The organism is Saccharothrix texasensis (assembly GCF_003752005.1).
Lineage (GTDB): Bacteria > Actinomycetota > Actinomycetes > Mycobacteriales > Pseudonocardiaceae > Actinosynnema > Actinosynnema texasense.
Genome location: NZ_RJKM01000001.1, coordinates 1,176,231 through 1,188,236, shown reverse-complemented (window position 1 = coordinate 1,188,236; position 12,006 = coordinate 1,176,231). Strand labels below are relative to the sequence as shown.

At 73.5% G+C, this 12,006-nt stretch carries 8 protein-coding genes; 6 read left to right on the top strand and 2 right to left on the bottom strand.

Translation table 11 applies throughout. The features are described 5' to 3' along the window. Positions 1–561 precede the first annotated feature (561 nt). The 3 genes from EDD40_RS04605 to EDD40_RS04595 all read left to right on the top strand — a co-directional run bounded on the left by EDD40_RS04605 (position 562) and on the right by EDD40_RS04595 (position 7,008). On the top strand, positions 562–3,366 hold the full coding sequence (locus EDD40_RS04605) for a helix-turn-helix transcriptional regulator (protein WP_123741780.1): 2,805 nt from the start codon (positions 562–564) through the stop codon (positions 3,364–3,366). Between the two features lie 307 nt (positions 3,367–3,673). Next, positions 3,674–4,441 (top strand): ABC transporter ATP-binding protein, encoded by a 768-nt coding sequence (locus EDD40_RS04600; RefSeq protein ID WP_236595070.1) that lies wholly within the window; start codon positions 3,674–3,676, stop codon positions 4,439–4,441. Then, positions 4,441–7,008, top strand: a complete 2,568-nt coding sequence (locus tag EDD40_RS04595) for an ABC transporter permease (RefSeq protein ID WP_123741779.1) — start codon at positions 4,441–4,443, stop codon at positions 7,006–7,008. The genes EDD40_RS04600 and EDD40_RS04595 overlap by 1 nt, the downstream gene beginning before the upstream one ends. A 58-nt stretch (positions 7,009–7,066) precedes the next feature. Here the strand turns inward: EDD40_RS04595 and EDD40_RS04590 are convergent, their stop codons facing one another. After that, entirely contained in the window at positions 7,067–7,732 is a 666-nt protein-coding gene (locus EDD40_RS04590) for a response regulator transcription factor (protein ID WP_123741778.1), read from the bottom strand. After that, positions 7,696–8,988: a sensor histidine kinase gene (locus EDD40_RS04585; protein ID WP_123747758.1), complete on the bottom strand. Its 1,293-nt coding sequence runs from the start codon at positions 8,986–8,988 to the stop codon at positions 7,696–7,698. Before EDD40_RS04585 ends, EDD40_RS04590 begins: the two co-directional genes overlap by 37 nt. Positions 8,989–9,241: 253 nt before the next feature. On the opposite strand from EDD40_RS04585, the gene EDD40_RS04580 reads away from it, so the two are divergent. The 3 genes from EDD40_RS04580 (at position 9,242) to EDD40_RS04570 (ending at position 11,815) form a co-directional block, all read left to right on the top strand. Next, entirely contained in the window at positions 9,242–10,285 is a 1,044-nt protein-coding gene (locus EDD40_RS04580) for a GDSL-type esterase/lipase family protein (protein WP_246037407.1), read from the top strand. 195 nt (positions 10,286–10,480) lie between these two features. Next, positions 10,481–10,855 (top strand): STAS domain-containing protein, encoded by a 375-nt coding sequence (locus tag EDD40_RS04575; protein ID WP_123741777.1) that lies wholly within the window; start codon positions 10,481–10,483, stop codon positions 10,853–10,855. 96 nt (positions 10,856–10,951) lie between these two features. Then, complete coding sequence (locus EDD40_RS04570) at positions 10,952–11,815, top strand: TIGR03619 family F420-dependent LLM class oxidoreductase (RefSeq protein ID WP_123741776.1); 864 nt, start codon at positions 10,952–10,954, stop codon at positions 11,813–11,815. The last annotated feature ends 191 nt before the right edge of the window (positions 11,816–12,006 follow it).

The following is a 12,006-nucleotide window of genomic DNA, read 5'->3' as shown; positions in this document are numbered from 1 at the left end:
GTGGTTGCGCTCTCACGCTCCGTGTCCGCCGGGGACGGCTCGGTCCCCGGCGGACACCTCGCGGGGTGAACGTGAGCCGGCCACGACCACTCTGTGGTGCTAATCCGTACGGCCGTGCCGACACAACGAGTCATGGCGGCCCGAACCCCGATTAATGCGGAAATCCTTCGGGGCGAGGGTGGGCCGGGTCACCAAAATGGGTGGCCCCGTTCGGGCGTGACCAATCGCCTTCCGTGCATTACCCGGAGGGGCCGAGTGGCGGTCGAGTGGAAACCGATGTCATGATCGACTGCTACTCGAGTCGCTGAACTGTGACTTTGTGGGTGATTTACTCCGCAGTAGGTTGCACGGCGGTGTTTCATTTGGGTTCCATTCGGGCGTGGAACGGGCAACGGGGTGGGCGATTGAGTCGCCGGGGAAAGGTTGGAATGACTTTTTCCGCCTCATCTACACCTCCGTCTTGTACAGTTGTCTAGCCGCAGGCATTGCGCTGGGTAGTCACGCGGCTGCGCAACGTCGCGCGATTGATTACGGACAGCAACGCGGGACTGGGGAGGAACTGTGCGCCTAGTGGAACGCGACCAAGTCCTCGGGCAGCTGACGCAGTTGATCGCCGCGGCGGTCGACGGGCGGGGTCAGGTCATCCACGTGAGCGGCCCCGGCGCCGGTGGGAAGACCGTGCTCGTGCGCGCGCTCGACGAGCCGGCTCGCGCGGCGGGCGCACTGGTGTTCGCGGCCACCTGCTCGCGTGACGAGCGCGGTCTGCCCGGCGGGGTGCTCTCGCAGTTCGCCACCGGACCGGCGGACGAGGCGGCGGCCCGGTTGAGCGCGGTGCCGGACTCGGACGCCGACGCCCCCGACCAGGCCCGGCGCTCGCCGCACCTGGTCCGCGAGGCCGGCGAGGCGCTGCTCGACCTCGCCCGCGCCCGGCCGGTGGTGCTGGTGGTGGACGACGTGGAGCACGCCGACCCCCTCAGCCTGCAAACCCTGCTCTACCTCATGCGCCGCGTCGGCGGCGCGCGGATCGCGGTCGTGCTCACCGAGTCCGACTACTCGGGCCGGGGCAACGCGCTGGTCCTGGCGGAGCTGACCCGGATGCCGTGGTACACCGGCGTGCGGCTCGCCCCGCTGTCGCAGCGGGGGGTCGCGCAACTGGTCGCCGACCTGCTCGACCCCGCCACCGCGAACCGGTGCGCGCCGTCCTACCACGCCGTGACCGGCGGGAACCCCTTACTGGTCAAGGCACTCGTGCAAGACCACCGGGCGGCGCTGCACGACGACCCGGACACCGACGTCGCGATCGGCGAGGCGTTCCGCCAGGCGGTCCTGGCGTGCCTGCACCGCTGGGGTCCCGACCTGCTGCACGTCGTGCGGGCGATCGCGGTGCTCGGCGAGAACGCCGCGCCCGAACTGCTCGGCAGGTTGCGCGGCATCCCCGCCGCGGCGGCCGAGGCGGTGACCGCGCTGGACCACGCCGGCCTGCTGGACGACGGTCGGTTCCGGCACCCGGCGGTGCGGGCGGCCGTGCTGGGCGACCTGCCCGCGTACGAGCACACCCGGCTGCACCGCGCCGCCGCCGACCTGCTCTTCGCCGAAGGCCTGCCCAGCACCGACATCGCCGCGCACCTCGTGGCGGCGGGCTCGGCCGACGCGCCGTGGGCGGTCGCGGTGCTGCGCGACGCGGCGGACAGCGCGCTGGCCGAGCACCGCCTCGACCGGGCCGCCGAGTGCCTGAAGCTGGCCCGCACCGTCGCGCCGGGCGACGACCCGACCGCGACCGCCTCGCTCGTCGCCGCGCTGGCCGCCGTGCAGTGGCGCACCGCGCCGTCCGTCGTCGCACGGCACCTGCCCCCGCTGCGCCGCGCGGCCCGCGAGGGCCACCTGACCGTGCGCGACACCAGGGCCTTGCTGCGCTACCAGCTCTGGCACGGGCACACCGCCGACGCCGAGGAGACCCTGCGCGCGCTGGAGGACGCCACCGAGGTGGCCGTCCGACCGGCGGGCGCCCCGGCGGTGACCGAGCACCGGGTGCTCCGGGACTGGGTGCGCGCGGTGCACCCCACCGTGGCCGTCGCGGTCCACTCCGGCAGCGGTGACCGCCGCACGGCGCTCGCCCGGGACCACCCCGAAGAGGTGCTGGCCTCCGCCGAGTGGGTCCTGCGCAACCGCTGGATGCCCGACAGCGCGCCCGAACTGGCCGTGCACGCCCTGCTCACGCTCGGCGCGTGCGGCGCGGTCGCCCGCGCGCGCCAGTGGTACGACGCGCTGCGCGAGGAGATCGGCTCGGGTCAGGCGTCGGCGTGGAAGGCCGTGCTCGCCGACGTCCGCGCCCACCTCGCGCTCATGGAGGGCGACCTGGTCACCGCGGAGCGGCTCGCCAGGCTCGCCCTCACCGCGCTGGCGCCGCACGACTGGGGCCCGGCGATCGCCTCGCCGCTGGCGGCGCTGGTGCTGTCCACGGCCTGGCAGGGCAAGCACGACGACGCGCGTGCGCACCTGCGGCGCAGCGTGCCGATCGCGGCTCGCGACACCGCGCACTGGGCCGTGTACCTGCGGGCGCGCGGCCACGCGCACCTGGCGGCCGGCCGGCCGGACGCCGCGTTCGCCGACTTCGACGAGTGCGGCGCGCTGGCCGTGCACTGGGACCTCGACCTGCCGGCGCTGCTGCCGTGGCGCACCGACCTGGCCCAGGCGCTGATCCGGCTCCAGCGCCCCGAGCGGGTGGGCGAGCTGGCGCTGGCGCAGCTCGACCGGCCCGGGGCGCACGTGCCCCGGGTGCGCGGCACGTCCCTGCGGTTGCTGTCCACCGCGGCCGAGGCGAAGCCGCGGCTGCCCATGCTGCGCGAAGCGGTGACGTTGCTGCAGGACGCCGGCGACCAGGTGGAGCTCTCGCTGGCCCTGGCCGCGTTGAGCACGACGCACGACGAGCTGGGCGAGGCCGGCGCGGCCGAGATCGTCGCCAAGCGCGCGATCCGCGTCGCCGAGGCCTGCGGCGCCGGCGCGCTGTGCCGCCGCCACCTGCTGCCGCAGCTGGACCTGGCGCCCGCCGCCGAAGGCGACGCCGAGCCCGCCGCCGGGGTCGACGAGGAGCCGGACGACCTGGCCACGCTGAGCTCCGCCGAACGCAGGGTCGCGGCGCTGGCCGCGCTGGGGCACACCAACCGGGAGATCGGGCGCAAGCTCTACATCACGGTCAGCACCGTGGAGCAGCACCTGACCCGCGTGTACCGCAAGCTCAAGGTCCGCCGCCGCGCCGACCTGCCGACCGGTCTGCTGCCCGGCTCCGCGGATCTGTGGGCCGGTCCGCTGCCGGTGCAGACCACGGCGGCGCTGAGCTCCATCCGCTCCACCTCGGTCCACCGGTGACCGGTGGCACGGGGCGTCGGACACCGGGCCGACGTCCCGGTGGAGCGCCCATCGCGTGACTTGTCAGGGCGTCCGGCGCGGTCGCGGAGCCGGTGGCCGTCGCCGCGGTCCGACCGCCCGCGGCGGCCCGGGAGCGCCGGGTAGGTCTAGGCCCACCTCAACTGTGTTCCTAGGGCCATAGGACGCAACGCCCGCCGCCAATAGTTTTTGTCATGAACGACAACCAGGACCGGAACCAGGAGTGATGATGTTCGGCAGGCGCCCTGAGCGAGTGGAGAGCGGCGGTGGGCCCCGAGCTGCAGTCCGCATGGAGGCCGTGCGCAAGACGTACGGCAACGGGGACAGCGCGGTGGAAGCCCTGCGGGGCATCGACATGCAGTTCGACTACGGCAGCTTCACCGCCGTGATGGGCCCGTCGGGCTCGGGCAAGTCCACCCTGCTGCAGACCGCGGCCGGGCTGGACCAGCCCTCGGCCGGCCGGGTGCTCCTGGACGGCGTCGACCTCACCGGCAAGAACGAGGTCGCCCTGACCGAGCTGCGCCGCGAGAAGGTCGGGTTCATCTTCCAGAGCTTCAACCTGCTGCCCGCGCTCACCATCGAGCAGAACGTCACGTTGCCGCTCAAGCTGGCCGGCCGGCGGGTCGACCGCAACCGGGTGGCGGACGTGATCCGCCGGGTGGGTCTGGAGCAGCGGCTCAAGCACCTGCCCGGCGAGCTGTCCGGCGGCCAGCAGCAGCGCGTCGCGATCGCCCGCGCCGTGGTGACCGAACCGGCGGTGGTCTTCGCCGACGAGCCCACCGGCGCCCTGGACACCCGCACCGCGGCCGAGGTCCTCGACCTGCTGCGCGAGTCCGTCATGGTGACCGGCCAGACCATCGTCATGGTCACCCACGACCCGGTGGCCGCCTCGTACGCCGACGGCGTGGTGTTCCTCATCGACGGCCAGATCGCCGGGGAGATCCGCAACCCCACCCCGGAGGCGGTGGCCGACCGGATGACCCACCTGACCGCGCTGGTCGAGCAGCCGCGCCGGACCTACGGCGCCGGCCAGAGCGGCAAGAGGGGTTACTACTGATGTGGGAAGTGGCTCTCGCGACGCTGCGCCACCGCAGGCAGAGCTTCGTCGCGACGTTCATCGCGGTCCTGCTGGGCTCCGCGCTGGTGGTGGCCTGCGCCGGTCTGATGGAGACCGGCATCCGGATCGCGGTGCCGCCGGAGCGCCTCGCCGCCGCGCCGATCGTGATCAGCGGCCAGCAGGCGTACACGGTCCCCAAGGAGGACCCGAACGACCTCAAGGACATGAAGACCGTCGCCCTCGTCGAACGCCAGTGGCTGGACCCGGCGCTCGCCGGCGAACTGGCGGGCGTGGCCGGCGTGGAGCGCGTCGTCGGTGAGGCGAACATCGCCGCGACCGTCGTGCGCGACGGCCAGCCCGTGGTGGTCGGCGCCCAGTCGTGGGGCCACGACTGGGCTTCCGCCGTCCTCGGACCGTTCGAGCTGACCGACGGCGACGAGCCGAAGGACGAGCGGGACGTCGTGCTGGACGCGGCCACCGCGTCCGCCGCCGGCGCGAAGGTCGGCGACCGGGTGCAGGTCTCGACCAAGGGCGTGGTCGAGGACTTCCGGCTCATCGGCCTGGTCCCCGCGGCGGGCGAGGACGCGCAGTCCCTGCTGTTCTTCGCCTCCTCCGCCATGGGCGACCTCGGCGAGCACGGTGACCAGGTCAGCTCCTACGGGCTGTTCCTCAAGCCCGGCACGGACGTCGACGCCCTGGCGGAGACGCTGGAGGAGAAGCTCGACGGCAGGCCGTACACGGTGCTCACCGAAGACGACCGGGGCGTGGCCGAGCACCCCGAAGCCGTCGGCGGCCGGGCGCAGCTGATCCCGCTCGCCGCGGTGTTCGCCGGCATGGCGATCTTCATCGCGATGTTCGTGGTGTCCAGCACCCTCGGGCTCTCGGTGCAGCAGCGCACCCGTGAGCTGGCGACGCTGCGCGCGATCGGCGCGACACCGCGCCAGGTGCGGCGGATGGTCATCGGCGAGGCGTTCTTCATCGCGATCATCGCCGCGGCGCTCGGCTGCGTGCCCGGGATGCTGATCGGGCCGTTCCTGTTCTCCATCATGTCCGACAACGGCGTCATCTCACCGGTGGTGCAGTTCCACCAGGGTTTCCTGGCCTACCTGATCGGCCCGGGGGTCGCCCTGGTGACCACCCTGATCGCGGCGCGCATCACCAGTTCCCGCGCGGCCAAGGTGAGCCCGGCCACGGCACTGGCCGAGGCGTCCGTGCAGCGGCGGTGGCTGAGCTTCTGGCGCGTGCTGTTCGCGTTCCTGTTCTTCGGCATCGGCGTCGCGCTGTTCATCGTGACCGGCGCGGTGATGTCGGGTCCGGTGGCGTCGGCCACCGCGGGTCCGGCGGTGATGGCCTGGGCGATCTCGCTGGCGCTGCTCGCGCCGGGGTTCACCAAGCTGTTCGCCAAGCTGCTGGCGGGCCCGGTCCGCGCGGCCGCGGGCATCTCCGGCTACCTGGCGAACGCGAACCTGCGGCTGCGCAACGTGCGGATGGCCGCCGCGGTCACCCCGATCATGCTCATGGTCGGCATCGCGCTGGCGAACTTCTACACCTCCTCCACCCAGGAGGCCGCGGCGGCGCGCTGGTTCACCGAGCCGCTGCGCGCCGAAGCCGTGGTGTCCTCGACGATCGGCGGTCTCGCGCCGGACGTGGTCGACCGGGTGCGGTCGGTCGAGGGCGTCGAAGCGGCGTCGCGGTACATCACCAGCGCGGGCTGGATCGACAAGCCCTACGACGGCTCGCACGTGGCCAGCCCGTGGCCCATCCAGGGCGTGGACGCGCAGAACGCGTCGCTGATCACCGGCATCACCCCGGTGCGCGGAGACCTGGGTCGGTTGTCCGGCGACACGGCCGCGCTGCCCACCGTGCAGGCGGCGGACATGGGCGTCGACATCGGGGACTCGGTGACCCTGCGGATGGGTGACGGGCGGCAGGCGGAGGTCGAGGTCGTGGCGCTCTTCGAGGCCAAGGAGGGCTACGAGATGATCGTCGCCCCGGCGGCCCTCGTCGCGGCGCACTCCACCACCGGCATGGTGCGGCAGATCCTCGTCGCGGGCCGGGACGGCGTCGACCCCGACGACCTGGCGGCGGCGGTGACCCGGCAGGTCGCGAGCGTGCCCGGAGCGGTCGTCGGCGACCGGGACACCATCGCCGGCTTCGCCGAGGGCACCCGGACCCAGACCTGGGTGAACTACATGCTGATCGGCGTGATCACCGGCTACACCCTCATCTCCGTGACCAACACGCTGGTGATGGCGACCGCGGCGCGCAAGCGGGAGCTGGGCGTGCAGCGGTTGATCGGGTCCACGCCCAAGCAGGTGATGAGGATGCTCGCCGCGGAGGCCTCGGTGGTGGCGATCATCGGCATCGTGCTCGGCACGATCGCCTCGCTGGCCACGCTGATCCCGTTCAGCGCGGTGGTGCTCGGGCGACCGGTCCCGTCCGGCTCGGTGTTCATCTTCATCGCGGTCGCCGCGGCCTCGATCGTGCTGGCCCTGGGCGCGACGCTGCTCCCGGCGCGCAAGTTGCTCGACGTGCCGGCGGCGGAGGCCGCGCGGGCCGTCGACTGACCGACCGGCCCGGCAGCGTCCCGCGGGAACCCCCGCCGCGGGGCGCTGCCCACCCCGTTCAGGCCCCGGCGGCGTCCTTCGGGGTGTTGAGGTAGGCCAGCACGGCCAGCACCCGGCGGTTGTGGTCGTCGGACTGCACGATGTCGAGCTTGGTGAAGATGTTGGTGGTGTACTTGGCGACCGCGCCCTGGCTGATGGTCAACCGCTGCGCCACCGCCGCGTTCGAGCACCCCTCGGCCATCAGGGACAGCACCTCGCGCTCCCGCTGGGTCAACGCGGCCAGCGGCTCGCGCCGCGCGTTGCCCGCCAGCAGCCGGGAGATCACCTGCGGGTCCATCGACGTGCCGCCGTCGGCGACCCGGCGCACCGCGTCCACGAACTGGTCGCTGTTGAACACCCGATCCTTGAGCAGGTAACCGATCCCGCCCGCGCCGTCGGCCAGCAGCTCGCGCGCGTACAGGCTCTCCACGTGCTGGGACAGCACGAGCACCGGCAGGCCGGGCACCTGGCGCCGGGCCTCCAGCGCGGCCTGGATGCCCTCGTCGGTGAACGTCGGCGGCAACCGGACGTCCACCACGGCGACGTCCGGGCGCTCGTCCACCAGCACGCGCAGCAACTCGGGCCCGTTGGCCACGGCCGCGACGATCTCGAAGCCCTCCGCTTCGAGCAGCTGGACCAACCCCTGCCTCAGGAGGTAGAGATCCTCTGCGAGGACGACGCGCACGGCAGCTCCAGGGTCGCGACGGTCGGTCCTCCGACCGGGCTTCGGACTTCAAGGCTACCGTCGAAGGTCGCGCACCTCCGCGCGATCCCCCGCAAACCCGTGCCGTCACCCATGTTCGCGCCACCGCGCCCGTCGTCCCGGACGACGATGCGCAGCAGGTCGCCGGTGATCCGGGCGGTGATCGCGACCTGCTGGGGGTCGGCGTGCTTGGCCGCGTTGGTCAGCAGTTCCGACACCGCGAAGTAGGCGGCCGACTCGATCGGCGGGTAGAGGCGGTGCGGCAGCTCGAGTTCCAGCTCGACGTCCAGCGGGCTCTCCAGCGCCAACGCGTGGATCGCCGGCCCGAGACCGCGTTCGGCCAGCACCGGCGGGTGGATGCCGCGCACCAGGTTGCGCAGTTCCTCCAGCGCCTTCACCGACGCGTCGCTCGCCTCGGCGAGCAGGGTGCGCACCTTGTCCACATCGGACTCCAGGTAGCGGTTGGCCGCGCCGAGCTTGAGACCGATGGCGACGAGCCTGGCCTGGGCGCCGTCGTGCAGGTCGCGCTCGATGCGACGCAGCTCGGCGGCCTGGATGTCGATGATCTCGTGCCGGGTCTCGGACAGCGCCCGGAGCCGGGCGGCCAGCTTGGACCGCTGGGTGGGCGACAGCAGCGCCCGCGTCATCAGGGCGTGCGCCTTGACCGCGAGCGGGGCGGCGCCGAGCCAGAGCACCAGCACCGCCAGGCCGATCAGCCCGGCCAGCGCGGCGAAGCGCCAGTCGGTCAGCGGCACGAAGGTGTACCAGAGGTCGATGTCCGCCTTCCGCAGCGGTATCCACAGCCCGCCGGCGATCAGCAGGCCCTCGACGGCGTAGCCGAGCACCGTGATCGGGACCATGCCCAGGACGAAGCCGATGAGCGTGTTGAGCAGCGCCCACAGCAGGTCCCGCCAGGTCGCCGGGTCGGTGAGCAGCCAGTGCACGCGGTGCACCAGGCCCAACATCGCGCGTTCGCCGGGGTCGGGGCGCGGGAGGTAGGGCGTCGGGATGGGCTCGCCGGCGGCGCCGGCCAGCCGGCGGCCCCAGTTCGCGGTCGCGCGCAGCAGGCCCAGCGCGGCGGGCAGGAGCACCACCCCCACCCCCAGCAGCAGGAAGGCCAGCGACATCGCCGTGACGATGAACGCGGCCAGGCCGGCCATGGCGTTCACGCACAGCAACAACCCGTGCCCGGTCGCGCGCAGCGCCGTGCGGTGGCGGCCGGTGGCCGAGGTGCTCATCGTGCTCCGCCTGTCGGGCCGCGACGCCGCCCCGGAACCCACGGGGGACAACGCCGAAGCGATCCACTGCCGCAAGCCTAGCGGTGTCCGGCGGCGGTCGGGGCAGGTGCGTCCCCGGTGGTTCCGCCGGTCGCGGACCGGGCCGTCCGGTGATCACGCTCGGTAGTCGACGTCCGAGCCGTTCAGCTCCTTGTCGCTGGTCGAGGACGTCTCTACGGCCGGGTCCGGGGGTAGGGGGAGGGGAGGGGACGAGTTGCTGCGCGCGGTGATCGGCATCGCCCTGGGGCTGGCGATCGGGGTGGCGGCCGGGATGGCGCTGACGGCGTCGGAGGTGCCGGCGGCGGCGCCCGCGGCGGACGAGCGCCCGACGGCCGCGGTGGCCCTCGGCGACAGCGTCCTGGCGGGCGAGGGAGCGGGCTCGTACGAACCCGGCACCGACGGCGAGAACGGCAACTGGTGCCACCGCTCGACCGAGGCGCTGGTGCACAAGCTGGCCGTGGCCGACCGGGCGGTGAACCTGGCGTGCTCCGGCGCCACCTCCGCCGACGTCGCCCTCGGCGACGCCGTGCACCACGCGGAGGGCTCGCAGGTGCGGCGGCTCGCCGACGTGGCGAAGCGCTACCGGGTCACCACCGTCGTGGTGCAGACCGGGGCGAACGACGACCCGCGCTTCGGCGACACGATGGTGGACTGCGTGATCGCCTGGCTGAACCCGTTCGGCCGGGGCTGCCGCACGTCGCTGCGCGAGGAGTGGCCCGCGAGGCTGACCGCGATGCGCCCGAAGGTCGCGGCGGTGCTGACCGACGTCCGGACGGTGCTGCGCGACGCCGGCTACCGGGACGAGGACTACGAGCTGGTGGTGTTGTCCTACGCCTCCCCGGTGACGGAGAAGATGGACCACGCCGGGCACGGGGTCGACGGCTGCCCGCTGAAGCTCGACGACGCGGCCTACGGCCGCCTCGAAGCCGTGCCGCAGCTGGCGGACGCGCTGCGCGAGGTGGCGGGCGGGGCGGACGCCCGCTTCCTGGACCTGTCCCGGGCCACCGAGGGCCGCGAGGCGTGCAGCGGCGGCGACGACCGGGGCGGCGAGTGGCAGCGCGGCCTGACGGTCGACCCCCGGGCCCTGCGCGTCGGCACACCCGCCGACGTGCTGCCGCACCTGGTCCAGCAGTCGTTCCACCCCACGGCCGCGGGTCACGCCCGGTTCGCGTCCTGCCTGCGCGAGTTCCTGACCACCGACGCGGCGACGGCGAGGTGCGTGCCCACCCCGGACGGCGACCTCCGGCTCCACCGCTGACCCGAAGGCACGTGGCCTTCGGGGTCCGGTGACCCGCCGCCCGCCCGACCGCCCGACCAGGGCCGGGTCCGACCGGTCTGCACGTCACCCGATTGTCGAGGTTTGCCGGATCACGAAGCAGGGAACCGGTACCAGGCCGGTGTCCGCCGGCGTTCCGATTCGCGGACGGCACTGCCGTGATGGGCGAGGGGTGGAATGGGTCTGCAGATTGCCGATGGCGGCGTGGTCGTGTCGCTCAAGCGGCTGGGGTCGGCCTCGGTGCTGGTGGTGCGAGGCTGTGTCGACACCGGGACGGTCCACGTGCTGCAAGAGCGCCTGGCCGGCGTGGCGGGGGCTCCGGGTGGCGTGGTGGTGGACCTGAGCGACGTCTCCTTCTTCTCGTCGGCCGGCGCGGCGGCGCTGGCCGCGGCGAGCCGGAGGGGCGGGCTGCACGTGGTGGTGACGCCGATGGTCCGCCAGGTGCTGGACGCGGCGGGGGTGGCCGACTCGCTGCACCTGCACGACTTCCCCGCGGAAGCGGAGGAGGCGGCCTCCGCCGGCGCCTCGCGGCACCTGCTGCTGGTGGGTTGACGACCTGCCCTGCCGTGCCCCGCGGGGCACGGCAGGGCAGGTGTTGCCTTGACGCCCGCGTCAACGCCTACGGTCGGCGTGCATGAGGACCGCCCGATGAAGTTCGCCGTCAGCTACAGCACGCCGTACTTCGGCGTGGACCCCGACCGGCTCGTCGCCCACGCCCGGCACGCGGAGGAGTGCGGCTTCGAGGCGCTGTACCTCCCGGAGCACATCGCGGTGCACCCCGGCGCGGCGGTCGGCGGGCACGAGATCCCGCCGGGGCTGCCCTACGCCGACCCGCTCGACTGCCTGGCCTTCGTCGCCTCGGCGACCCGGCGGATCCTGCTCGGCACGGGCGTGCTGCTGCTGCCCTACCACCACCCGGTCGTCCTGGCCAAGCGCCTGGCGACCGTCGACGTGCTGTCGAAGGGCCGGATGCGGCTGCTGACCGTGGGGCTGGGCACGTTGCCGGGCGAGGCGAGGGCGATCGGGGTGGACTTCGGCACGCGCGGCCGCCGGGCCGACGAGGCGATCGACGTGCTGCGGTCGCTGTGGGCGGGCGGCGAGGAAGGCGTGGCGTTCTCGGGGGAGTTCTTCGCCTTCGAGGACCTGTGCAGCTTCCCGAAACCGCTCGGGGTGGCGCACCTGCCGATCCACGTCGGCGGTTCGAGCCGGGCCGCCGCACGCCGGGCCGGCCGCCGCGGGGACGGGTACTTCCCGGGCGGGGCGTTGACACCCGACGAACGCGCGCTCCAGTGGGACCTCGTGCGGTCGACGGCGGTCGAGGCCGGTCGTGACCCGGCCGTGCTGGACTACACGAGGTGGGGCTCCATCGGGATGTCCACGGACGCGGCGGCGGCGTTCGCGGCGCAGGGCGTGACCCGGGTCGTGGTGAGCGCGACCAGCGCGGACCCCGGTGAGCAGCGGGACCAGTTGTCGGCGTTCGCGGAGAGGTTCGGCCTCACCGGCCGGCGATGACGTCCGGCGCGGCACGTGACGACCATTCGTGCCACGCGTCGCCGGCCGTTCGCACCAGGCGCGCACTGCGGATGACGACGACGCCGGACGCCCTTCGGCCGTGCCCGGTCACGTCCGTGCGACGCCGTCCTTCGGGCTGCCGCACCGGTCTGCCCCGCGGCGCCGAGCACCGTGTCACGCTCGGTGGTCGG

Excerpts from the sequence above, each read along its gene's own strand:
- EDD40_RS04585 (WP_123747758.1), bottom strand. The coding sequence starts at position 8,988 with ATGAGCACCTCGGCCACCGGCCGCCACCGCACGGCGCTGCGCGCGACC.
- EDD40_RS04595 (WP_123741779.1), top strand. The coding sequence starts at position 4,441 with ATGTGGGAAGTGGCTCTCGCGACGCTGCGCCACCGCAGGCAGAGCTTC.
- EDD40_RS04570 (WP_123741776.1), top strand. The coding sequence starts at position 10,952 with ATGAAGTTCGCCGTCAGCTACAGCACGCCGTACTTCGGCGTGGACCCC.
- EDD40_RS04575 (WP_123741777.1), top strand. The coding sequence starts at position 10,481 with ATGGGTCTGCAGATTGCCGATGGCGGCGTGGTCGTGTCGCTCAAGCGG.
- EDD40_RS04600 (WP_236595070.1), top strand. The coding sequence starts at position 3,674 with ATGGAGGCCGTGCGCAAGACGTACGGCAACGGGGACAGCGCGGTGGAA.